This is a genomic window from Sphingobacterium sp. UGAL515B_05, assembly GCF_033097525.1.
Lineage (GTDB): Bacteria > Bacteroidota > Bacteroidia > Sphingobacteriales > Sphingobacteriaceae > Sphingobacterium.
Genome location: NZ_CP109907.1, coordinates 2,043,572 through 2,069,085, shown reverse-complemented (window position 1 = coordinate 2,069,085; position 25,514 = coordinate 2,043,572). Strand labels below are relative to the sequence as shown.

The 25,514-nt window shown below is 39.4% G+C and carries 19 protein-coding genes; 5 read left to right on the top strand and 14 right to left on the bottom strand.

What is annotated here, in order from left to right:
* Positions 1–23: 23 nt before the first annotated feature.
* A complete protein-coding gene (locus OK025_RS08380; RefSeq protein ID WP_317669087.1) occupies positions 24–428 on the top strand; it encodes a Dabb family protein in 405 nt (134 codons plus the stop codon).
* On the opposite strand, the gene OK025_RS08375 is transcribed toward OK025_RS08380, so the two are convergent.
* The 6 genes from OK025_RS08375 to OK025_RS08350 are packed head-to-tail and all read right to left on the bottom strand — an operon-like array spanning position 421 to position 6,660.
* Positions 421–1,749 carry a DUF58 domain-containing protein gene (locus tag OK025_RS08375; protein ID WP_317669086.1) on the bottom strand — a complete coding sequence of 443 codons (1,329 nt, stop codon included), beginning with the start codon at positions 1,747–1,749 and terminating at the stop codon, positions 421–423. The two genes, OK025_RS08380 and OK025_RS08375, sit on opposite strands and share 8 nt — an antisense overlap.
* Positions 1,749–2,738: a MoxR family ATPase gene (locus OK025_RS08370; protein ID WP_317669085.1), complete on the bottom strand. Its 990-nt coding sequence runs from the start codon at positions 2,736–2,738 to the stop codon at positions 1,749–1,751. Before OK025_RS08370 ends, OK025_RS08375 begins: the two co-directional genes overlap by 1 nt.
* Positions 2,735–3,928 carry a DUF4350 domain-containing protein gene (locus OK025_RS08365; protein WP_317669084.1) on the bottom strand — a complete coding sequence of 398 codons (1,194 nt, stop codon included), beginning with the start codon at positions 3,926–3,928 and terminating at the stop codon, positions 2,735–2,737. Before OK025_RS08365 ends, OK025_RS08370 begins: the two co-directional genes overlap by 4 nt.
* Positions 3,925–4,803 (bottom strand): DUF4129 domain-containing protein, encoded by an 879-nt coding sequence (locus OK025_RS08360; RefSeq protein ID WP_317669083.1) that lies wholly within the window; start codon positions 4,801–4,803, stop codon positions 3,925–3,927. The genes OK025_RS08365 and OK025_RS08360 overlap by 4 nt, the downstream gene beginning before the upstream one ends.
* Entirely contained in the window at positions 4,796–5,707 is a 912-nt protein-coding gene (locus OK025_RS08355; RefSeq protein WP_317669082.1) for an ABC transporter permease, read from the bottom strand. The genes OK025_RS08360 and OK025_RS08355 overlap by 8 nt, the downstream gene beginning before the upstream one ends.
* Complete coding sequence (locus tag OK025_RS08350; RefSeq protein ID WP_317669081.1) at positions 5,698–6,660, bottom strand: stage II sporulation protein M; 963 nt, start codon at positions 6,658–6,660, stop codon at positions 5,698–5,700. The genes OK025_RS08355 and OK025_RS08350 overlap by 10 nt, the downstream gene beginning before the upstream one ends.
* 114 nt (positions 6,661–6,774) lie before the next feature.
* On the opposite strand from OK025_RS08350, the gene OK025_RS08345 reads away from it, so the two are divergent.
* Positions 6,775–7,506 (top strand): RDD family protein, encoded by a 732-nt coding sequence (locus tag OK025_RS08345; protein ID WP_317669080.1) that lies wholly within the window; start codon positions 6,775–6,777, stop codon positions 7,504–7,506.
* A 300-nt stretch (positions 7,507–7,806) separates the two neighbouring features.
* Here OK025_RS08345 and fabD read toward each other — a convergent pair whose 3' ends face one another.
* The 3 genes from fabD to OK025_RS08330 form a co-directional block, all read right to left on the bottom strand.
* A complete protein-coding gene (gene fabD, locus OK025_RS08340; RefSeq protein WP_317669079.1) occupies positions 7,807–8,697 on the bottom strand; it encodes an ACP S-malonyltransferase in 891 nt (296 codons plus the stop codon).
* A gap of 220 nt (positions 8,698–8,917) precedes the next feature.
* The gene (locus OK025_RS08335; protein ID WP_317669078.1) at positions 8,918–10,147 is read right to left on the bottom strand and encodes a pitrilysin family protein; all 1,230 of its coding nucleotides are present in this window, start codon (positions 10,145–10,147) and stop codon (positions 8,918–8,920) included.
* 225 nt (positions 10,148–10,372) lie between these two features.
* Complete coding sequence (locus tag OK025_RS08330; protein WP_317669077.1) at positions 10,373–13,210, bottom strand: outer membrane beta-barrel protein; 2,838 nt, start codon at positions 13,208–13,210, stop codon at positions 10,373–10,375.
* Between the two features lie 269 nt (positions 13,211–13,479).
* On the opposite strand from OK025_RS08330, the gene OK025_RS08325 reads away from it, so the two are divergent.
* The gene (locus tag OK025_RS08325) at positions 13,480–14,076 is read left to right on the top strand and encodes a ribonuclease HII (protein WP_075990330.1); all 597 of its coding nucleotides are present in this window, start codon (positions 13,480–13,482) and stop codon (positions 14,074–14,076) included.
* Positions 14,077–14,106: 30 nt separating this feature from the next.
* Here the strand turns inward: OK025_RS08325 and OK025_RS08320 are convergent, their stop codons facing one another.
* The 5 genes from OK025_RS08320 to OK025_RS08300 all read right to left on the bottom strand — a co-directional run bounded on the left by OK025_RS08320 (position 14,107) and on the right by OK025_RS08300 (position 21,921).
* Positions 14,107–16,587, bottom strand: coding sequence for a YfhO family protein (locus OK025_RS08320; RefSeq protein ID WP_317669076.1), 2,481 nt, complete (start codon positions 16,585–16,587; stop codon positions 14,107–14,109).
* A gap of 322 nt (positions 16,588–16,909) precedes the next feature.
* Positions 16,910–17,230: a YbjQ family protein gene (locus OK025_RS08315; RefSeq protein WP_046673052.1), complete on the bottom strand. Its 321-nt coding sequence runs from the start codon at positions 17,228–17,230 to the stop codon at positions 16,910–16,912.
* 3 nt (positions 17,231–17,233) lie between these two features.
* Positions 17,234–17,920, bottom strand: a complete 687-nt coding sequence (locus OK025_RS08310) for a TrkA family potassium uptake protein (protein WP_317669075.1) — start codon at positions 17,918–17,920, stop codon at positions 17,234–17,236.
* Positions 17,921–18,030: 110 nt separating this feature from the next.
* Positions 18,031–19,821 (bottom strand): TrkH family potassium uptake protein, encoded by a 1,791-nt coding sequence (locus tag OK025_RS08305; protein WP_317669074.1) that lies wholly within the window; start codon positions 19,819–19,821, stop codon positions 18,031–18,033.
* A gap of 204 nt (positions 19,822–20,025) precedes the next feature.
* Positions 20,026–21,921, bottom strand: coding sequence for a hypothetical protein (locus OK025_RS08300; RefSeq protein ID WP_317669073.1), 1,896 nt, complete (start codon positions 21,919–21,921; stop codon positions 20,026–20,028).
* Positions 21,922–22,016: 95 nt separating this feature from the next.
* On the opposite strand from OK025_RS08300, the gene OK025_RS08295 reads away from it, so the two are divergent.
* Together OK025_RS08295 and OK025_RS08290 are read left to right on the top strand one after the other, a co-directional pair.
* On the top strand, positions 22,017–23,054 hold the full coding sequence (locus OK025_RS08295) for a hypothetical protein (RefSeq protein WP_317669072.1): 1,038 nt from the start codon (positions 22,017–22,019) through the stop codon (positions 23,052–23,054).
* Positions 23,014–25,467 (top strand): hypothetical protein, encoded by a 2,454-nt coding sequence (locus OK025_RS08290; RefSeq protein WP_317669071.1) that lies wholly within the window; start codon positions 23,014–23,016, stop codon positions 25,465–25,467. Before OK025_RS08295 ends, OK025_RS08290 begins: the two co-directional genes overlap by 41 nt.
* Positions 25,468–25,514 lie beyond the last annotated feature (47 nt).

The window sequence follows — 25,514 nt, the reverse complement described above, 5'->3', positions numbered from 1 at the left end:
AAAGCTTCTAAACCGTTTCAATCATGAAAAGACGCAACTTTCTTCTAGCACCCATGGTGCTCGTAACTGCTCCCACATGGGCAAATACAGTTCAATCGGATGAGCATATCGAGTCCAGCACCATTGTCCATGTTGTTAATTTTTGGCTAAAAAAGGATCTTAGTGAAAAAGAAAAAAAGAATTTTGTTGGATTCTTTGAAGAACTTCGTAAGATCGACGTCATTAAAACACTCAATTATGGCATTCCGGCGCAGACAAACCCGAGACCTGTCGTAGACAACAGCTTTGATTACACGCTACTTGTGACATTCAAAGATCTTAACGATATTACCATTTACGAAACGCATCCAATCCATTTAAAAGCGATCGAGAAATATCAACATCTCTGGACAAAAGTAATGGTCAAAGATACCTCCATCATTAAATAAGGCCACGTGCCTTAATTTCAAGGTATTTGTTAATGGAATTGATGGTTAGATTTTCCGGTGCAGTATAAATGGTCTGAAATCCATGACGAATCAGTTCTTGTACAATAAGCTGCTTCTCATAGATGAACTTTTCAGCAATGATTTGATTATAGATGTCAATCGTTTTTTTCGGTGCGCTTTTGGCTAAATCCTCCACCTCGACATTTTTAAAGACGACAACAACTATAATGTGACTTCTATTGAGCATCGATAGATAATTCATCTGACGCCTCAAGGAGTCTAAGGTCTCGAAATTGGTATAAAGAAAGATAAGCGAACGTTTGTTGATATGTGCATTGGCATAACTGTATAATTTTCCAAATTCTGATTCTTCAAATTTGGTCGACACCTGATAGAGCGTCTCTGAAATTTTGAGCATCTGATTATTTCTTTTCTCAGCTGGTATAAATGCATTGATATCCTTTGAAAAGGTTAATAAGCCTGCACGGTCTTGCTTCAATATGGTTGCATTCGAAAGCACCAGCGCAGCATTAATGGAGTAATCCAATAAGGTCAGGTCGTTGAAGGGCATGCGCATCGCCCTCCCTAGATCAATAAAAGAATAGATGGGCTGTGATTTCTCTTCTTCATATTGGTTGACCATCAACTTTTTTACTTTTGCAGAAGCTTTCCAATTCATATGCCGATAATCATCCCCCTGAACATAGTCTCGAACGTGGTCAAATTCCATGGCCGAACCAATCCGTCGAATACGCTTTATTCCGAGTTCATTCAGTCTGTTGCTTGTGGCCAAAAGCTGATATTTACGGAGTTGAATATAAGACGGATAACATGGTATTTCTTGTTCCTGATTGGTAACAAACCTTCTTTTAAAAAAACCAAAACGCATCACTAATGCCATGCAACGGCCAAAGGTATAGATCCCTCGTTGGGTTGGCCGAAGTGAAAAAGAAATGTCCGATTGCTGAAAACCCGCCAGATGGGTCAAAAAATCCTTATCCCGAATTTGAAGCTGTATCGGAAACTCCTCCAAAATATCCACTTTCGTACTAAATGGATAAAAAGAACTCACTATCAGCCGCATCGGATTTTCATCCCCGTTAGATAATTTTTCCGGATAGACCCTTGTGATTTCGATTCGCCCCTTTCCTGAAAACAAGACAATAAAATCAAAAGCCAAAACTGCCAGCCATAGCCAAAAAACAATCCAAGACACAATCAACAATCCTTTAACAAAAAAAGACAATGTAAAGAGTGTCGCTATACCTAATAGTGAATAGAAGAATTGATTCGTTAGAAAGAGCTGGCTTAATTTCTTCATTATCTTGGAATTTCTACAGAATTAATGATTTGGTCGATGACATAGGCAGTGGTAAACCCTTCCATTTCTCTTTCTGGAGTCAACATAACGCGATGTCCTAACACAGCCGATGCTACCCTCCGAATATCCTCAGGAGTAACAAAGTCTCTGCCACTCACTGCAGCCGAAGCCTTTGCGGATTCCAACAAAGCAATCGAAGCTCTTGGTGAAGCTCCTAGTGTCAAACTTGGGTTAGTGCGTGTTTTTATAATAACTTGAGCAATATACGTCAGCAACTCCTCATGAACAAAAATAGACTTGATCAATTTTTGGAATGCCAAAATTTCTGCTGCGGAAACTACCGCCTGAACCTGATCCTCTTTATTGAGTGCCTTTTGAGCATGATGCTCCTTTAATATCTCCAGTTCCTGTTCAAGTTCAGGATAATTCACATTGATCTTAAACAAGAAACGATCGAGCTGAGCTTCCGGCAATCGATAAGTACCTTCGTGTTCGATCGGATTTTGTGTCGCAAAAACAACAAAGGGAGCTGGTAATCGATAGGTAGTTCCGTCGACTGATACTTGCTGTTCGGCCATGCTTTCAAAAAGCGCCGCCTGCGTCTTTGCCGGAGCCCGGTTAATTTCATCGATTAACACGATGTTTGCAAAAATAGGCCCCTTGCGAAACTCAAATTCATTGCTTTTCAGATCCAATATCGAAGATCCTGTTACATCCGAAGGCATTAGGTCTGGTGTAAATTGAATACGTTTGAATTCGCTATTGATGGTTTTGGCGATCAATTTTGCAGATAATGTTTTTGCAACCCCTGGCAATCCTTCAATCAGGGAATGTCCCGACGCTAAAATGGAAATCAAGAGCATATCGATCAATTGATCCTGCCCAACGATTACTTTTTTAACTTCTGCCTTTACCTGAGCCATTTTATCGAACAAAACCGATACATCTATTCGGTTTTCAAAAGATATATATTTATCGAAGTCACTCATATCATTTTTGCTTTATGTTTAAACTCTTCTATAGTATCATTAATCAATTTAAGATCAGCTAGGTCATGTTCTTTCGCATCCTGCATACGAACAATCAACCTGACCAAAGCCTGTGTCTCCGCAAGAAAAACGCCAGACCGTTCGGCCAATTCTTCACTGAACTCATTTTCCCGCAACGTTAGTGTATCTAAGTGAAAACGACTCCGAAGGTCGTGAAGAAAGTAATCTATTTTTTTGGCTACCATGTTCCCTGGCGCACCATTTTCATAATATAAGGTAGCAATCGTCTCACAGAATTCTTTCGAGAGATTCGGCTCCGGGGCCACGACCGCCACTGCACGCTGTTCGCGTCTACTTCTAAACACGAGTAAAAGCACCAGTCCCGCTAACAAAACATACCAGGCTTGCCGAAGACCATCATTCATAAGCAACACACGCAAAGGCGTACGATATTGATCCATATTTGCTTTAAAATCATACCACGCGAGCGGCTTATCATTTAAATAAGATAAAGATTTCGCAACATAAGCATACTGCGAAGCAGAATTCAGCAAATAATAGTTCCCAAATAAATCGGGAGTCAGGTGCAGATAGATTGTCCCTTTACCAAATTGAACCGCCACGAAGTTAGGTAACGCAAAATCTTTATAGGTAATCGCGCCCAAAATGGTCGTATTTTTAGGAAGTTTTTTAAATACTTCTCCAAGATCCGATTTACCATAATGAATTTTATTGTTATCATTCATCAGTCGAACGCGCACCTGACTTTTTATATTTACACCTTTTTTGTAACCATAAAAACTATCCGTTTCCACACCCAAAGAATCCAAAAAATAACGATCAATTTCCTCGGCCACAATCATTGCTTTCCCGCCCCGATTCACATAATCCAATAATTTATCCTCCGCGGCTTCTCCCATTGAAAAATAAGAGGTGTAAAAAAACAGGTTAACGTCTGTTTTCTTTGCGCTGTCTAGATACTCGTACAATGGCCGTTCAATCGTTGTATTCTTCTGGTCAATGATATGTTTTAGTTCTTGACGTAACACATAAGCTCCAAAGGGATTTTTATCTTTTGCATCAAAGGTCCGATCCCAGATAATCGGCTTCTTACTTGTTGCATCGATAAGCGCAATGAGCACTAAAACAACAGCCAATAATATCAATCCAAATTTTACCGATCCCTTCATTTAATTTGATTTTGATATTGGGTAAACAATTGCTGGTATTGGGCAAAATTAGCTTCCATTAATTCAAACTGACCAAACCAGACATAATCAAATATCCGTGTGCACTCCAGAAATCCCCGACGGAGTTCTTCGTTCCGTATTTCTTGTGCAAACTCAGCATTTGTCTTACTCTGCTTCCACTTGATATGATCGGTCTGAGCCAACTTTTGAATATTTAACAGCTGTAAGTACCGAATTCCCAATGCATAATTTTTAGTTGTAATAGCTTCCTGAATATAAGGTTCTAGGTTACTATTCATTAGATTTCGCTCTACATACGCTAAAGCATCAAGCTCTCCCTCTTCTTCATCGTGTTTAATAAAATATTGTTTCCTATTGTAGAGCACTTTATAGAGGATAAAGGCTAATGCGATGACCGCTAAAAAGGCAAATACATAACCAAACTCTTCCCGGAATTTATAAGGATTATCGGGCATGATGCTTCCAATCCAATCCGCGAGCCGGGCAAGAATGCGCTGTAATACACCAACGCGATCTTTAATATTTTCTGAATAAACAAAATCATCGGTCTCGTAACGTTTGATAATATCCTGATAAGGATCCATTTTAAACGAACGCTCTTCGGTGTATTTTGGAATCGAATCAAATAATGTTGGATCCCACAGATCAATTTCGTCTTTTTCCTGTTGGCCATTAGGAGCTTTTACGGCTATTGAGTCAATGCGGACAGAATCTGTTCCCACCAAGGTAGAATCTATTCTCACATTGAGCGAATCGATTCTATCACTATTGGAATCTGCCTCCCTTGGTTTTGGATCACAGGCATAAAAAACGGATAATAAGGCGATACCAAAAAAAACGAAGAGTCTATTCATCTTTTCCTCCAATCTTTTCGATCATGCCATAAATACGTTCGCCAAATTTGAGATCCTTGGCTGTTTCATAAATAATACCATTGGCCAGAACCCCAGACATGTACAGAAAGAGTGTAAATAACGTGATAAATAAGCCGCCCAATGTCATCAGCAATTTCCCCCAGGATGAGTCAAAAAAGGCGGCATCTATACCGAGGAAGTTGAATGACAAAAGCCCCATGATAATCAATGGTACAATGGAAATCATCATGACAGCCATTTGGAAAATAAAATTCACGATATAAGTGGCAATACCATACTGAATCAATTTTTTGCTCAGCATGACATAGGCATCTGTAAAACAGCTCCCTAGATCCGAATAACCTTCCCGATAAAATAAAAATGAGCAAAATAACCAAATGCCAACCATGGACCCTAAAATACCGATCGCAAAACTTCCGATGAAAGGGATAAATGCACAAATTACAGCGACGATGGCCAGGGGAATAAAAACGACAATTAGTGCCAATATCATGGCAATCAAAAACATAAAGTATTTCCCTAGGTTTGATCTGAAATTCTTCAGCACTTCCGCTCCCGAAAATGCTGTGCTTTTGCGCTCTTTTAGCAGCACAAAATATTCGATAGAAATACCATAAACGTACAGCCCCAACGCTAGGAGTGCTAAAATGAGTAATCCGGCCCATGCAAAAGCATCGATATCCTCAAAAGAATCACTATTGGCAGAGAACGTAATTTTTGTAGACAAAAAATAATAGACCAATGCAATACCCGCCAGTGGCACAGCAGATAAACCAAAAATAGTAGAAACAAAGTGCTTATAGATCAATTTAAAAAGATCTATAAAACTTTGGACAAAGTCCCCTACCTTCCGTTCTTTTTGAAATTCAAAGTCTATTTCCATTGAAATCGTTTTGCTAGTCGATATGGGTTAATAACATAAAAATAAAGGATGGCCAGTAAGGATAAAATGATAATTAGTAAGCATAACCAAATTGACACGTTATAATATCGCGTTACAAAGCCTTCCAATGTACCGGCAATAATAAAAAAAGGAATTGTGCTGACGAGAACTTTCATCGCAATCTTTGCCGTACGAACAAAAGATGTTAAACGCGTGAAAGATTTGGGAAATAGAATGCTATTACCTAGGGCCAATCCACATCCCCCTGCCACAATGATTACCGAAATTTCAATAGTGCCATGAATCCAAATTGCCGACATGGCTTTCCCCATAACGCCATACTGGAAAAACATCTGGTGAAATGCACCGAGCATAATGCCATTGCTAAACAGGACATAACCTGTTCCTACACTGAAAAATAGCCCGGCAGCAAAAGCCATAAAAGCAACCCGCACATTATTAATCGTAATCCAAATTGCAGACCCAAAGTTACTACCCTTTCCATATACCGCAGCAGGATCTCCGGCCTTTATACTTTCTATCGTCGAATCTACATAGTAGTCCCCTAAAATAAGCCGAATAAAATCGATATCGTACATAGCGGATAAAAAACCGATAACCGAAGCCAAAACAAAAATTAAGAAGGAGTACAACAACGGTCTGCGGATAGCCCAAATTGCTTGTGGTATCTCTTCGGTGATAAAAGATTTAAATTTATTATTGGAAGCTTTTTGATCTTTATAAATTTTCTGATGGACAGTCACCGCCAATTCATTCAGATAAGCCTTTACCTTACTTTCAGGATAAAAAGTTTGTGCATAAGCCAGATCGTTTGTGAGCTCAATGTAATTTGAGGCCAGTTCATCTGGATCAACCTGCATATTAATTGATAAATTATTTTCAATTAACGTCCATTTTTCTTTATTTCGTTCTACAAAGGATGCTTCTCTCATTAATTTTTTTAACTGGCTGAACCAAATATAGGAAATATCCATGATTGAAAAGCACAAATTGGAGCTAAAATAACCTGGATATGCTATATTACATTAAATTCAACTAATTTGCATATGAATAAGCTTGAGATAAATACGGCGCAAAATGTAAAAATCGAATATAATCTTGCCAGTCTTGGCTCAAGAATGATCGCATTTGCAATAGATTATTTTATTATAGTCTGTTATTATTTCTTTTGCTTTTTTCTCTTGGACAGTATAAACATGAACGCAGGAGATCCCTATCTTTTCTATGGGGTTATGATGGCCCTGACTTTGCCGGCATTTTTTTATACGTTAATTACTGAAACCGCTTTTGGCGGCCAAACTGTAGGCAAGAAAATAATGAAAATAAAGGTTGTCAAACTCGACGGCTCCCGGGCCAACTTCTATCAATACTTGTCGAGATGGAGCCTGTCTATTATCGACATCTGGATGACGATGGGCGGGGTTGCAATTACCGCTATAGTTTTATCCAAAAACGGACAGCGCATTGGAGATATTGCAGGAGAAACCTCTGTAATCAGTCTCAAACCTAATTTAAAATTGAGGGACACGATCTACGAAGAAACGTTCGATAATCACCCAATTCTATTTCCTCAAGTAATCAAACTGAGTGACAAAGATGCCAACTCTGTCAAAGAAATCTATCAAACCGCTTTTGACAGAAGGGATGTCGGAATTTTAACCGCTTTAGTACAACGCCTTGAAACGGTGATGGAGGTTAAACATCCGGAAAAAATGACTCCCAATGATTTTGTCTTGCAGGTCATGAAAGATCATTATAGTATGTTTAAGGATAAATAAGTTTCACCCTCTACCTGATCCAATATTTTCTCGGTCAAAAAACGGATATTCATCGGAACTCATTCGGTGTTTCTTCGGTTGCAACCGAAGAAGTACCGAACGAGCACCGAACAAGCACCGAACAAGCACCGACCAAAGTCCGAAAGTGATATGGTTGTCTTATACTGAAATAGGTTTACATTTGGTCTAATACGGTTCTTACTTTACAGTTGATTTCGATTTCTCGTTCATAAAAAAGCCCCCAAAAAGTTAAACACTTTTGGAGGCTGCAAAAAGATCCTTTTTATACTGAATATTTTGTTACGCGGTCACTGATGCTGCTGAAGTCTGAACTTGACGGTCAACCTTCTTAACCAATCCCTGCAATACATTTCCAGGACCAACCTCAACAAAAGCCGTTGCACCATCTGCCAACATATTTTGTACCGTTTGTGTCCATCGAACAGCACCGGTTAACTGCGCAATAAGATTTTGCTTGATAACCGCTGGATCTGTCCGCGGCTTGGCATCAACATTTTGATAGATCGGACAGCTAGGCGACAAAATATCTACAGCTTCAATAGCTGCTTGCAATTCCACCTTAGCAGATTCCATCAATGGTGAGTGAAATGCGCCACCAACATTTAGCTTTAATGCGCGCTTAGCACCAGCCTCGGTCAACAAAGCACAAGCCTTGTCTACCCCTTCAATAGATCCCGAAATAACCAATTGTCCGGGACAGTTATAATTTGCAGCTACCACGACGTCATCAACCTGAGCACAGATATTTTCCACTATAGCGTCTTCCAGACCTAATATCGCAGCCATCGTCGAAGGCTGAAGCTCACATGCTTTTTGCATTGCATTAGCGCGCTGTGCAACCAATTTCAAGCCATCTTCAAAGCTCAATGCACCGGCCGCTACCAAAGCCGAAAACTCACCTAATGAGTGACCTGCAACCATGTCCGGCTGAAAAGAGTCGCCCAACGCTTTCGCCAAAATAACCGAATGCAAGAAAATAGCCGGTTGGGTTACTTTGGTTTGTTTCAATTCCTCATCTGTACCAGAAAACATGATATCCGTGATACGGAACCCCAAAATATCGTTAGCCTGTTCAAACAAAGCTTTCGTTTCGTCATTTAAATTATACAGGTCCTGCCCCATTCCAACAAATTGGGCACCTTGACCAGGAAATACATATGCTGTTTTCATCCCTTATATTTTTTATTCGTTTATTTGTCTGCTACCATAGGTATTGAATCTGCCTTTGGCAGTCAATGGTTGATGAGAACGAATTCCCCTAAGCGCAAACTTAGATAAATTGCTTTTTATATGCAATATAAATTCATTTCAGCCAGCTATTATTCCCATCCTCGGCCGATCGATCCAATACCATTCATCGCCTCTTAAGGAATAATGTAGGGTCTTAAATTCAATCTTCGGGAACAAAACTAAGCGACAACATCTTCTTCGGATCAAATACATCTTGTGCTATTTCCAGCAGCTCTTTACTCGTCAAGTGCTGGATCTTTTCAATTACTTCATCCAATAAGATAACACGATCATAGTCCATCACGTTTTTCGCCGCTGAGATAATCATGCTCATACGGTTCTCTTCCGTCAAAGCTATCTGCCCAATAAATTTCTGCTTCGCCTTTTTTACCGCAGTTTCGGATAGTGGTTGTTCACTTAACTTTGTAAGTTCTTTAAAGACGAGTTTTTTTGCCTTTTCAACTTTTTCTTCGTCCGTACCAAGGTAAATACTAAATAACCCTGTATCCGAAAAAATAGTATAATTAGATTCAATGGTATAGGCAATTCCATATTTCTCCCGTATGGAAAGATTTAGGATTGACCCCATCCCCATTCCACCAAGCATATTATTTAAAAGCAGCAGCCCCGTCTTACGGTCATCACGATAGCTATAGGCTAAAGAACCGAGCATATAATGCACCTGATTAATTGGCTTACCTACGGCAACATGCTGTTCAATAAGCGGTCTGACATCATTACGAAGACGGGCTATTGTATTTGAAGGTACCGTCCCAAATACTTTGTGTAACAATCGCTCAACTTCTTTAAGCGTATAATTGCCCGTGATACCAATGACCATTTCATTTGTATCATAATTTGCCCGCATGAAATCAACAATATCATCCTTTTGCAGTGCAAGAAGCTGATCTTCTAGCCCCAAAATATTATGTCCTAAACCTGACCCCTGAAAAACCAGATCTTCAAAATCATCTACAATAGACTCTTCCGGGCTATCCAGGTAAGACGCCATTTCATCTACAATGACAGATTTTTCTTTATCCAATTCTATCTCAGGAAAAGTGGAATGAAAAAAGATATCTTCAAAAAGATCTAACGCACGACTTAAATATGGCTGAAGAATAGAGGCATGCACACAGGTATATTCTTTTGTCGTGTAAGCATTCAAATCCCCGCCAACCGATTCCAAATGATTTATAATCTGTTGTGTAGAGCGTCTTTCTGTTCGTTTGAATAGAAGATGCTCAATAAAATGGGCTACACCATATTTTCCTGCAGACTCGTCCCGAGACCCCGCGTTGATGACCATGCAGACATGTGTAACCGGTAAATTTTGATATTGAAATACTACGCGTATTCCGTTTGAAAGTCTAATAATTTCGTATTCCATGCAGTACAAACTTGCTGTAGCTTCTTTTAGTTTATCTATTTTTGTGCGCCCATTAATCCTGACGATCTCCCCTAAAACAAAAAATATAAAATCTTACATTTTTCACCACTTTGCTCAATCTTCAAACCGTAGGCCACATGAAGCCGTCACAAAACTAGGCATTTTTAAATGCAAAACGGTCATAGCGAAATCACTATGACCGTTTTTATAGCTATCTAAACCAGATTACATACGCGGAGGTCTCATTCCGCCCGGAAATCTGTTCTCTCCTTCTGGATTTCCCATCGCAAATTTCTGGAATTTATAGGTAAACAAAATCATAAAATATCGTCCCAAACGGTTGGTACGGCTATCTGTAATCATAGATTCATTGAATGTTCTGGAAACATTCGTTTGCTGGTTTAATAAATCAAACGCCTGTAAACGTACAGTACCACGTTGTTGACTCAAGAACTTCTGCTCGAGGTAGGTATTTATGACAAAAGGATTTGCATTAATGCCGGCACCATAACCATTATTGAATTGTTTGGATAAATCTGCTCCGAAAATGGTTGTTTTTGTAATATTGACCGACCCAATTAAGGTCGGTGTCCAGGACGAAACATTCGTATTACGATTAGTCAATGAGTTCTCCGTATGATTAAATTGATAACGTACTCCTGGATTAATTTCTAGGTTTTCCGAAGGGTTATATCTAAACATCAAACCTTGATTCAGCACGATATTTCGTGCTACGTTCTTTTGGCCGATGTTATCGTCCTTTTCAGTAGATATATAACCCATAGTTTTGCTGTAGGATATCCCCCCCATCAACATAATATTATATGTTTTTTCTTTCAATGATTTTCCATAGTGGTAAAAAGAATTCACATTAAAAGGTTTATCACTTTTTTCATTTAAGTAACGTGTTTCAGAAACTAAGGTTGAGTTTGTCTGTCCTGTTTGATAATCCATTAAATCATCAAAATAGCTTTTGCTCAAGCTCACAATCTTGTTGTTAGTCAAACCGGCATTAACGAACGCAAAAAAATTGTTTCCTTTTTGGAAATCATTCTTACGGAACCGTATATTCAATTGATGGCTGAACTCTGGATTCAAGTTTGCATTACCGATCACAATACTGGTCCGGTTTGTACTCATATCAAATGGCAAGATCTGCGTTACTGAAGGTTCATTTGGTGTTCCCGAATAATTGACAGAGATATTGGATTGTCGGGAGAACTTATACTCAAACCGGGCAATAGGCATCCAGTTCATGTTGTTCCGATGAATTGGAACCACTAATCCCGAACTGATCGCATCGCCGCTCAATTGAGAAGGCTGGGCCGCTGCCCCAATGGAATAGGTTATTTTATCGTCGCTATACAAATAGTTTGCACCTATCTTATGTGTCGTAAAGGAGTAATCATAATTGTAATCAAAATTCAACTTCGGATCTTCTGCTATAAGGTTTCCATCACGATCAAATCCTTGTTGTTTGTTCGAATTGTCATACTTATTTTTGTTAAAGTCATAGGTAAATTCGACTTTTCCCTTTTCAGAAACCGGTTCTGTATAATTCACCGAAGCCCCGCCATTCCAACTTTTATTATTTGCTTCCAGAATTGTCCTTTCATAAATCGAATCTAAAGGAGTATTCGCATTGTTGGGATCTGCCAATAATCTGTCTAAAATTGCGTTTTGATCTTTCGTTGTTTTTGCATTGTTGAAGTTCATGTTGACAAAAACATTCCGCCCTTTATCATTGAACTTATGGTTGTACAATCCACTAATTCCAAATCTCGGTGCGGAGGAATTTGCAACAATATCTTGGACTTGTGAATTATTAAATACTCCACTGCGGTAAGTGATTGAATTGGTTCCTGTCGTTACATCACTATTGTCGTAACCAAACTGGGGCGAAATTTTGATATAATCTTTTGTTGTAGGCTTCCATTCGACATTTGCCTCAAAACGATGGCTATCGCCAACCGTGTTCGAATTGGATGTCACACTGTCCGTCTGCATAATATTAGGTAATGTATTTTCCTGAAAACGTTGGGATAGTGTTGTATTGTTGCTATGGCTAAAACTATAGCTACCATAAACGGTCAGTTTATCACTAAAGTCTTTGCGATAATTCAGTCCTATGGAACCAATTTTTGTCAAACCGTCCGAACCGCCAAACATCCCGCCGCCACGGCGACCGCCGCCACCTTGGCCACGACGCGCACCGCCACCTACAGTACTAAAATCAAATAAAGGCGCATTGGTATTGTTTAAATTTCCCAATACAGAAATCTGTTCGCCTTCGCGCATTCCCATCCACATCCCTGTAGCCTGGTAGCGATCTTCGGTTCCCACGCCAGCCCGTAGGGTAGTCATGTGTCCTGTATTGTATTTTGGATCAATCTGAATATTTAATACTTTTTCTGAATCACCCGTTTTATTGCCAGTGACATTGGCCATATCGCCATAATCATCAATCACCTGCATTTTTTGGATAATATTTGCCGGTAGATTCTGTGTTGCTGTCTTGACATCCCCACCAAAGAAATCCTTTCCATTTATACGAACTCGCTTGACAGACTCCCCTTGTGCCGTTACATTACCGTCTTTATCGACTTCGACCCCTTGTAATTTTTTCAAAGCGTCCTCGGCAACTGCCCCATCACGCAACTTCAGATCTTTCATCGTATATTCGAGGGTATCACTTTTGACAACCACCGTAGGCACACCATCAACAACGACTTCCTCCAGCATCTGTGAATTCTGTTGCAAAGTCAAACTTGGAATAATGTGTTTTGATTCGCCTTTGGGGATACTAAATTCTTGCTCAAAACGTTCGAATCCAAGGTTTGAAACCGTAATTTTAAAGGTATCGGCCTTGACCTTATCAAAGATAAAGATCCCGGCCATATTGGATCCTGTCGTCATAGAATCCAATTTTGACGTTAATTTCACCGTTGCCCCAGCAACAATTCGATTCTTGTCGTCCTTCAACATTCCCTGTACGCTCTTCGTCTGGCCGTAAACGGTCCATCCCATCAACATACTAAACAAAAAAAGCATAAAGCCTCTCATAATACGTATTTTTATATTTCTATAATTGATAAATCTTTGACTCTAAAACTATTGCTCAAGTTTAATTTGAAACAATGTGGCCTAGACAAGAACAAACTTTTATTTTGTTAATGGAGATTATTCCCACGGTTTAATAGTCTAGCGCTCTAAATCTTTACAAAAGAAGACATTATTAGTGTTAATTAATGTAAACGGGCGATATTCACACAGAAGTTACAATAGATAACTCTAAATTTATTTGTATTTTCGGCTATTTTAAAGAACTGAACATGCTATTATCATATTATCAGGAGCAGTGGATAGAGGCCGGCTGTGACGAAGCCGGAAGGGGTTGTCTGGCAGGCCCGGTTTTCGCTGCGGCAGTGATTTTCCCGACAGACTATCATCACGAACTTCTTAATGACTCCAAACAACTTAGTGAAAAAAAGAGGATGGCTTTACGCCCCATCATTGAGCGCGAAGCCCTTGCTTATGCCGTTGCGAGCGTTTCAGCAGAAGAAATAGATCGCATAAATATTCACAATGCGAGCTACTTGGCGATGCACAAAGCACTTGATCTCTTAAAGACCAAAGCCGAGTACATTATTGTTGATGGGAATAAGTTTATTCCATATCAGCAAATACCACATACATGTATCATCAAGGGCGATGGGAAATATCTATCGATTGCCGCAGCTTCGATTCTGGCTAAAACTTACCGGGATGAATACATGGACAACATCGCCTTGGATTATCCCGACTACGACTGGCTCAACAACAAAGGGTATCCGACGGTTAAGCACCGAACAGCCGTATTGGCACACGGTTCCACTCCGCATCATAGAAAGAGCTTTAGAATAACCGATCCGCAGCTCAAATTATTCTAAAGCTCTAAAATGCTTCGAAAAGAAACAGCTTTAAGCCGCTGTTTCTTTTTTATTTCTTTTAAACGAGAAATATATAGCGGCTCCCAATCCTGCGACGAGGATGATAGAGGAGATCAAAGTCAATAGATTACCCATTTTGTGCGATTCAGGATCGAAGATAAATTCTACCTTATGTGTACCTGCTGGCAACTGCAGTGCTCTTAGGATATAATCCGCACGGATAATTGGCGTTTCCTTTCCATCCACATAGGCTTTCCATCCTTTATCATAAAATACTTCAGAAAACACAGCAAAGGCATCATTGGCAGCCGTATATTCATATTGCATTTTATCCGGATGGTAAGATGTCAACTTAATCTCGCCTGATGTAGACGCATTCGAAGTCTTCGCTTTTACTTCATTTTGATATTGCTGGTTGACAAAAGCTTCTTTATGCGGATCAAACGAACTGATAGCCTGCATCTCCTCGGCATTTCCTTTCACAAAACTTACCCGATCCACAAACCAGGCATTTCCTGCCGCGGTACTTCTCCGCACAATACGCTGTGATTGATTTTGAGGATCTGTTGTAATCAGGTAACGCACATTAAACATATCCAACACATCTTCATTGAGGGCACCATTAAATTGATTTTCCAAAATTTCCTGGAAGCGCATTAATTTTGCCGCATGGTATCCTCCTAGGGATTTATGGAAGTAGGATGGACGGGCATCCGAAAACGGGTCCGAAGTCAAGTCTAGTACGCGGTAGCTTGGATCTTTATCCATTAAGATCAATTGATCCACTTCACGTTGTTGGAATACTTGCTGTGCTGTAGCCCCTTTCTCCATAAAAGATTTGTCATTCAAAAAGCGCTTATCTACACTCCATAAATCAAACAAGAATAAGACCAGCAATGTTCCCAGTAATGCACCTTCGCTCAGTTTCTTCTTTAAAAAGACCCAAACAAATCCAAAAGTTAGTAGAACGATGACAAAGGAACGATAGGCATCTTCGCTTGCGATATCTTTACGATCCAGAACCAACTGGTTTGCCAACTCCGTCGCAAAGGCCTTGTCGCCTATCTGGTGCTCAAAAGTTGCTACTAAATTGCTATGCTCCGCATTCCTAAAACTTAAAAAGAGATCGGGCATCACGCCAATAAGCAGACAGACGCCACCGACACCAATAAAAGTATACAGCACTTTTTTATCTAAGTTTGGAATCTCCTTCGCCCGTGTCAAAAGCTCGTTGACAGCCAAAATTGCCATCATAGGTACTGTAATGGAAACCAAAACAAGAATGGATTCAACAGCCCTAAACTTATTGTACATTGGGAAATAGTCAAAGAACAGATCTGATACAAGTGTAAAGTTTTTTCCAAATGACAAAAGCAATGCTAAAATGGTTGTTGCCAAAATCCACCACTTGAAGCGGTCCTTGACAATAACAAGGCCTAAAACAAATAGGAAGAAAACTCCGGCCCCAAAATACCATGGTCCCGAAGTGAAACGTTTGTCGCCCCAATAGGTTGGCATGCCTTGTGCCATCTGACCAGCTTGAATCTCCGACGCCCCACCCCGTTCCATTAGGAATTTAGCGACATGTGATTTTTCGTCCAATTGTCCGCCAGTTGAACCACCATAGGCATTTGGAATCAAAAAGGTAATGGTTTCACCAATCCCTTGGCTCCACTCATAGGCATATTCTTTATCAAGCCCTTTCTCTTTGCTGTTGTTATTATCAACCTTCGTAATATTGGCATGTCCACGCGTACTTAATTTACTATATTCCCAAGTTGGTAATAAAATTGATGCATTTACCATCAAAGCGATGACCACTGCGATAATCTGCCTACCCGATGCAATAAAAAAACCTTTTAATTGTTTTTGTTTAATTGCATCTACGAAAGTAAAAATCACGTATACCATCAGAACTATCAACAGGTAATAGGTTGTTTGCAAGTGATTTACACGAATTTCCAACGAAAGAAACAAGGCTAATAACACAGGCCCCCACAATTTACTTCCCCGATAACACATAATAACCGCAGCAATAACGGGTGGAATAAATGCAATTGCATTTGCCCGGGTAATGTGCCCAGCCTCAATATAGATAAAATTATACGAGGTAAAAGCGAAGGCGATTGCACCTACCGCAGCAAGCCAGGGTTTGATCCGTAAGACACTAAAAAGAAAATAAGCCCCCAGCAAATAAAATAGCACCGTATCCATTGGGCTTGGAAAAGCAAATTTAACCGCTTTTAAGAAATAGGTACCAATGTTATTTTCATTTTCCTGCCAAATTTGATAAGTCGGCATTCCACCAAACATGGAGTTGGTCCATAAAGGGGCTTTGCCATCCTTTGCCTTAAAATCAAATAATTCCTTCTGTGCTGCCTGCGCCTGTACCACATCCGACTGCGCAAGCGTTTTTCCTTGCCAAACAGGGGTAAAATAAAAAAACACGAGCACAATGAATATCGCTATAACAATCAAATGTGCCGAATTCGCTTTAAACCAATTTTTCATCCGTATAAATTTGTCATTTAAAGGTGATGAAGCTATCTCATTTATTCAACTCACGCTATATCGTTCATTCACAGCTGGCTTTTTGCTGTATTTATGCACGCATTACACACGATTTTGATAAATTCCGATGATTTCATTTATCCTCTTAGGTTGTTTAAAAGTCTTAAAAGCCAAACTTAGATAAATTTGTTTTTATATACAATTATAATTATCGCTCAGATTGCTGTTAGTGGAAAGTTTATAACAGGTATTCCATCTGATCGATCCATGTCACATCTTTTAAGCACTAAAAAAGCCCTATGTTATTTAGGGCTTTAAGTAATTAAGATCTCATTTTTACGGCCGTTCCCGTTGCGCCTACCATCATCATACCCCCTGTTCCTACCGTTTGAAAGTCCAGTCGGACGCCAACGACAGCATCAGCCCCCAATGCGCGGGCGCGGTCTTCAAGTTCGCGTAGCGCTGCTTCACGGGTTTCCTGGAATGCACGTTCATAAGAATTGGATCTTCCGCCAAAAAAATCACGAAAACCCGCCATCATATCCTTGATTGCATTCGCTCCCAAAACCACCTCAGAAGAGACTATTCCCAAATAACGTTCTATTTGATGCCCCTCAATAGTACCAGTTGTTGTCAATAACATATTTTATTCTCCTTTTTGAATTAACTTATTAATATTGGATAATTCTCCAAAAACAACCAAAATATCGCCTTCTTCCATAATCGTTTCCGAGGCAGCAATTCCAGAAGCTTCCTTTTGTTCTTTGGTCACACCGTCCTTTATCGTTTCCGTAATCTTCACGGTTGTCAATACGATAACCTTGTATAAATTGGTCAGGTTCGCTTCACGTAATGTCATGCCTACATAACGAACGGGCACTTTAGTCTCCACAATGGAATATTTATCCGAAACCTTAAACGAATCGACAATATCAATATTGTCCAAGCGCATGGCCAGCCGTTCGGCAGCTTCTTCTTCGGGCATGATATACTCGTTGATTTCCATTGCCTCCAGAACCGTTTTTTGTAAATCTGAAACGATACGCCCAATGATCCGTTTGACTTTCAACTGTTTTAAGAGCGCCACAGTCATGAGTGAAGCTCCTTCATCTTCTCCGATAGCCACAATGACAGCATGTGCATCTTTCAGCGGTAATGAAGAAACCGCCTCTCGGTCGGTTGTGTCTAGGCATACCGTATGTGTTATCTTGTCCTTCAGTTGTTCAACGATGCTGAGATTTCGATCTGCCCCAATCACTTCATGTCCGAGCTCAGTAAGATGTACCCCTAAAGAACGTCCAAAATGCCCCAATCCTAAAACAATATACTTCATATATCAAACTAAAATAAATTTACTTTTATTTCCAAGCTCACTTTCAATTTATATACGCACAATACTGTGATAAGGCCATCAAAAGGTAGTCAAAACACCCGCCGGTATACCTAAAACAAGATTTTTTCTTCCGGAAATACAATATTTCTCCGTGTCGTATTTTTAATAAAAGCAACCAACAGCGTTAACATCCCTACACGCCCGACGAGCATTGTTAAGGCAATAATCAATTTTCCGCCCATACTGAGTGATGGTGTAATCCCCAAACTTAACCCACATGTTGTATAAGCTGATAGCGATTCAAAGAGGAGTGCTTTCATACTCTTATCGGGATCTGTAAAAATGAGCACAAAAAAACTGAATCCAACGACGAATAGCGACAACAGAATAATAGCAAAAGCCTTGTTAACAGATTCGCCGGCTATCCTCCTTTTAAAAATCTCAATATATTCTTTTCCCTTAGCCAGAGAAACAATATTCAACAGCGAAACAGCAACGGTAGTTACCTTAACACCACCACCAGTAGATCCGGGAGAAGCCCCGACCCACATCAGAATCATAATCAAAAAAACTGTTGGTGGCCCGACAAAACTCAAATCGACACTATTGTAACCTGCTGAACGCGCTGCATTGGCCATAAAGAAGGAAGTTGCCCATTCTCCATCGATTCCTCTTTCAAGCGAAAGAGTGTTCCCCCGCTCCAAAAAGTAGAAAAACAATGTTGCACCTACAATAATAATCGCATTACAAGCCAGCACCAATTTAGAATTAAAGCTAAAACTCCATGCTTTATGCTTATAGTTTTTCTTTGTGATCCATCGGTGGTAATAAAGCAATATGGATTCTTTAATATAGGTGTAGAAATTCAACACAATTCCAAAACCCAAACCACCAAGAATGAAAAGCGAAGATAACGCCAACTGGAATGGGTAATTGAATTTATAGGCTTCATTGGTAATACCCCCAGATAAGATCGAAAATCCAGCATTACAGAATGAAGAAATAGAATGAAAGATCGAAAAGAAAACCATGCTCCCTAAATTTGGGAAATTAGCCCTTTCTAAGGTACTAAAGATCAGTATAGCTCCCAAAAATTCAAACAGCAGCGTAATAAATATCATCGTCAATAGAGTTTTAATGACAGAGGCTACTTTATTTTCACCAAGAATTTCACCAAACATCAATTGATTCTTAAAAGAAAATCCGCCAGAGAAAAAATAGCCAAAAAAACCTGTAAATGTCATAATACCCAATCCGCCAACCTGTATCAAAACAATGACCACGGTTTGTCCGAACATGCTAAAATTGGTTGAAATATCAGCAACAGACAAGCCTGTGATACAAACAGCACTTGTTGCCATAAATAATGCATCAACAAAGCTCAATGGTGCCTCTACCGTTGTCCGCGGCAGCATGAGCAGTACTGTTCCAATTAAGATAAGCACCAAGAAGCTGATGACAAATAATATGGTTGGATTAAAATAAAAATTGTCAAAGAAAAGTGTGCTTTTGGACAGTTCGGCAATGAAAATTAAATAGATTCCCAAATAAATCCACTGTTCTCTGGAAAACACAGATAGAGCGTCTAAACCAGCAAAACGTGCGACTAGAATAAATATGAAATAAGAAAGAATGACTAATCCCGAATAATGCTCCACAGCAATTTTCCGAAGCGCATAAATAGAGGACGATTCGCGTAGAGCAATCATGAAAAAGAGCACAAAAAAAAGATAATGAATGGTTTTGCCCAGCATCTCGCCCAGACTTGGATCTGTGACATACCCCACATTAAAGATGACTATTGCAGCACAAATCATGCTCACATAGAACATGATCTTGTCCACAAGACCATTTTTATATTTGAAAACAAATCGGATAAAACTTAAAATCGACTCTATCATGATACCTCAAACTAAGATAAATCTGCCAATAAATGCAAATTCATCTTTTATGCATTTCATAGCGCGCTAAAAACTGATTAACAAACCAGCACTATAATCCTTCTTTTCTCGTCGTGAAAATAGGATTACAATACCTCGCTATAAATATCCTTCAAACCATGCCAAATGTATCTCTTCGGGAACCTTTCCACGTGAAACCGATGATCAATTACCCGGCCCTTCTTTTTCAAGTTCCTTTTCAGCCTTCTCTCGGTCGCGTTTTCTTTTTTCCTCAATCTTTGCCGCCTCTTTGGCCTCGTCTTCTTTTTCTTCCTTCAATAACTCTTCGGGAGTTTTATGCTTTTTAAATATACTTGAAATCATTTTCTTAGCCTTACTTACACCACTAACGACCTTTTCAACCTTTCCTGCTGTATTCATCAACTTAGCTTCACGTTCTGGACCAAGCCCCACACATTGTTTAATTCCAACCAATAGGGTCTGCCACAACGCTTTAAAAAATGGATGATTGGGATCTCGATGCTTATTAATATGCCCTACCGTATATTTACCATATAAATCGGGATTACCTGGATTAAATAAGACCTGATTAATCATAAAGGAAAGCAGTCCCTTCTTTTCGCGCCGCCCATCTTCGCCAGGCTCTGTGAGCATATTGACCTTAAGGTCATCATAGTCCATTTTGAAGGTTCCTTTGCTGCGATAATCATTGGCCCAGATATCAAAGCTGATCTGACTGAGATTTCCCGATTTGACTTCGACATTCAACAATGGGCGAATCATCTTATTGACAACAGTCAAATCCATTTTCCCAAGCGTCCCTTTATACGTGTATGCCCCAACTTTGGAAGTCATGTCAAAGACGAAGTTGGTCGATAGCTTTCCCACATTCATAAAATTGCTGCTCAAATTTGCTCGCATCAGCTTCTGTTTTTGCAGCTTTGTGGAGTCATTCGTAACGTTCAATATTGTCCCATAAGTATGGTCGAACGTAATCGTTCCAATCTGGCTATATTCATCGCTCATTTCTGAATACGAAATGCCGATATTATCCAAAATCAACGAATCAATCCCCATCCGGGTTGACATTTTCATCAACTTCATATGCGGAGCATTTCCAATTTGGCTGCTGGGCGCACTCTTATAATGCTTATCACTATAGATTGAAAGTGTCCCATTTTTTAGACGCGCGTTTTGTGCATATATTTTTTTATCGCGGGAAAGTTCTGCGAAATTGAACCCTGTCAGGAGAAGGGTATCCATTTTTAACACCATATAACTTCCGCCTTCACCCTTTTTCCGATAATAGGCAGCTTTATTCAATGTTGGCTGATAAGCGACTTTCGTCAACAGAACGTTGCGACTTTTACTATTAATTTTCAACTGATCGAAGTTCACTTTATAAAATCCATCCGGAGTTTTATACGTAAAACCAGGAACTTCAATATCAACCATTTTACTATGATAGAATCGTTGCCGGTCCTGTTCTGAGGTCGAATCAATCAAAACATCATCTATCCTTACCTTAACTTTTTTGATCTCGAAATCTTGATAAACGCCTTTTTGAACCTGCGTATATTTGAAATCAATATCATTGAGGTTAACAGCGCGTACCTGGATTTTTTTAAGATTGTCTTTGATCTTCTCATACAAGGGCTTTTTAGGTCCACGACTCACCGTATCGTTATAACTATGTACCTCATTGATGATATGAATGGTTGGGGTTTCAACCGTGATATCATGTAAAAAAAGTTCCTTATCCATCAGGACTCTTCGAATCCCGAAGCTTTTTATCTTTAGCTTATTAACCCCAATTTCAAAGCGATTGTCCGGTGCTTTTCTGGCCTGTGCTAATTTTTTATAAACTGTGCTATCTGGAATGAGATGTAAATTATCTATTGTTACATTTCCAAGAATTAAATTGACGTGAATATCATCGTAGTGAATCGAGTACAGACCATCTGTTGCCTGTGATACCAGCTGTTTGATTTTGGTGTCCAACAATGGCTTCCATTTATTACTAAAATACCAAATCCCGCCAGCCAATGCTAACAGGATAAATGCTATAATACCAAGAATCCATTTGAAAATAGGCTTCATAAAGTCACAATCTCTTTGTAATTTCGTCTTTATTTTATTGAATAACAAACAAAATTAAACCCATTTTGTTTGAATTACGACTAAATAAAGCGAATATGCTGCGTAAAACACAACTATTTTTAATTCTTATACCACTATCTCTACTTTTTTTAGGCTCCTGCAGTAAAACAAAGCATGAAACAGGCTTCTACTTTTGGAAGACAGTATTCCAGTTGGATACAGTAGAAAGTCGTGCTTTAAAAGAAATCAATACAAAATCTCTGTATGTGCGAATAATGGATATTGATTTCGATGCATCCGGCGTACAGGCCGTCCCTATTAGTCCTGTTACATTTACACAACCTGTACCAAAAGAGCAACAGTTAATCCCCGTTGTGTTTGTCAATCATCGTGTTTTTGCAGAAATGGACAGCCTACAGATTCGTGGATTGGCCAATAAAATTGTACCATTTGTTACAGCCAAAATACAACAGGCAGGAAAAGAAAATTTCACGGAACTTCAATTGGACTGCGATTGGACAAAAACTTCGCGAGACAAATTCTTTTATTTACTCACTTACTTACAGGAATTACCGGCACTAAAAGACATCCTAGTCAGTTCAACCTTAAGATTGCATCAGGTTAAGAATATCGTCACAAGTGGAATCCCTCCTGTAAAGAAGGCGATGTTGATGTGTTATAACATGGGAAATCTGAGGCAATTTGGAACACAGAATTCCATTTTAAACCAACAGGACCTCAAAACGTACCTCAGCGGAACACTCCGCAACTATCCTATGGAGATGGATATTGCCTTGCCCTTATTTCAATGGTTTGTCGTTTTTAGAAACAATAATTACATCGGTATTTCAAAACATATCAATGAAGAAGATATCAAAGACAGCGCCCTATTCACACATAACCCTAACACAAATCTCTATATTTTAACAAGAGATCTTCCCAAAGCCAACCTCAAAAAGGACGATGTTATCCGTTTTGAGTCCATAAATCAGGAAGATCTTTTACAAACGGCAAAATTTTTGAAGGGAGAACTGAAAGGAAAAGAACATCGGATTATTTTTTATCATTTAGATCAAGCCACACTAGCAAACCATGGCAATGCCGAATTACAAAAAATTATTGCTGCTTTCTAGCACAACACTTGCTTTCTTCTTTGGAGAGATAGCAACCAATATCGCCTGCGGTCCAGAAATAGACCCATACGACAATCAAACAACCTATTATTTGCCGAATTTGGAAGACAAGGGATTTTCGGCCTTTCAATTTATACCCTATCAATTTCTCTATACCGATGAAGAGCCTATCAAAGAAAGCCTGATTAATGCGGAGGCTTGGGTTAAGCATCTTGGATCAGCTGTAAAAGTTAAAGATGTCGAACAATTGATGTACAACAGTAATGCTGAAACAGCCAATTTAGCGAGCAATAAACAAAAATCTGCTTGGGGAAACTTGCCCGATTCCGTTCGTGGAAACACCTTTCTGAATACATTGATTGATGGAAAACATGAGGCTGAGCGGGCTTATTTTATGTTCACAAAAAAACAGGAACCTATTACCAATATTCAGCATAACTACTGGGATCCTGATACACGAAATTTTAAAGAAATTTCACAATTTGCCGAACTTGCCGAACAACAGATTGCTAAATATCCAAAGAACAGCTTCTTATATATCCGCTACGCTTATCAGGCTGCCCGTCTATACCTGTTTGGGCAGGAGTACGCCAAAAGTATCGCAATCTATGAAAAGTATCTGCAGAATGTAAAAGGGAATGATGCGATCCTTAATTGGGCACTTTCCAATTATGCCGGTGCTGTCCGAAAGAATGGTGATGGAGCAAAAGCTGCATACCTCTTTTCGAAACTCTTTACCGCCAGCCCCGAACGACGTATCCTAGCTTACTCCAATTTTCATTATATCACTGCAAGTGACGCCGAGATTTTTCAGTACGCTAAAAATGATGCCGATAAATTCAATATCAATGCAATCATAGGTTTTGGCAACAGTGGTCATGCGCTGAAATATCTAAGCGATTGTTATCAGCTTGATCCAGCAAATACCGTAAACGCAGTATTACTAGGTCGTGAGGTCAATAAAATTGAAGCGGAAATGAACGAGTCTTTTTACCTCAACAGTGATAGCTATAACTATTATTCGAGAAACGAGGACAAAGGCACCGTCAAACAATACCTGGATTCTGTTCGCACGTTCGCCTTGCAGCTTTATCGCGATAAAAAATATGTGCAACCTCAATTGGGGCTTATTACCGCTGCCTACCTAAGCTGGATAAATAAGGAAAATACATTGGCAAAGGGCTACCTTTCTGAAATAAAAGAGGCCGACCTAAGTCCCCAATTAATTGACCAACTTCAGATTACCCGACTGCTTACGCAATTAACTGACTGGCAAAACAGTAAGCAACTGGATGAGGTTAAGTTGGCCAAAACCTTATCATGGTTGGAAGAAAAGGCTAAACTTGATGGCAAAGAGGATACCAGGAAGCAAAGCTGGGGTTATAATGCTTTTGAATACAGCAACTATAGTCTAATCTGTCGAAACATTTTACAAAATCTCGTTGTAAAGCACTATTTGAATACACAAGATACGGCCATGGCTAGCTTAGCTGCTGTAAAGGCAGATGCTTTTTACAACTATGGCTTTGTAAAAGACTCGCTGGAAGATAATATGCAATGGTCAACAATGCATTTTTGGGAAAATAGCCTTACACCTAAAACGCTGTTAAAAATAAGAAATTTACTGTCGGACAATTCGCAACAGAATACTCTATCTAAATTCTTATTGAAAGATATCAAACATTTCAATAAAGATTATCTCACAGAATTACTGGGTACAACCTACCTGCGTGAACTGGATTTCCAAAAAGCAGCAAAAACTTTAGCGGGACTTCCTAAGGATCACAAAATAAAAGAAATTAAAAATTGGTACGATGCGGATGAAAGCAATATAACACCGAATCCATTTATTGTTACTATAAATGATTACCCCAAAAAATATGGTAAAGAGTCCACCACTAAGCTAAAATATGCTGAACGCATGGCGCGCTTGGAAAGTGCCCTAAAAACGGAAAAGAACAATCAGAAAAAAGCCGAGTATTATTTCCAAATGGCAACAGGAATCTACCAAACAAGTACCTATGGAAATGCTTGGTCGCTGGTGTCCTATGACTGGTCGTCCACAGACAACCACGCAGCTTCGACACTTCACTGGCAACGAAATTATCTACAGACAAAATCAGCAAAAGAATGGTACAGCAAAGCGCGTTCGCTGAGCACAGACAAAGAGTTCAAAGCGAAATGTACCTTTATGCTTGCCAAATGCGAACAGAAAGATTTTGTCTATACCAATGAATCGCGTTGGCAATACTATGACTCGCCATTAAAGAATCCTTTCTATCGTTTTTCGATGCAAAATAAATACTTCAAAGAATTGAGCACACAATATAAGGATACGCCTTTCTTTACAATCGCTTCGCGGGAGTGTACCTATCTCCGCGATTTTTTAAATTTAACAGAAGCGATACGCTAGAGGTTTATACCAGGATTCAATCACCTCAACCTAAAAGGCTTCCTTTA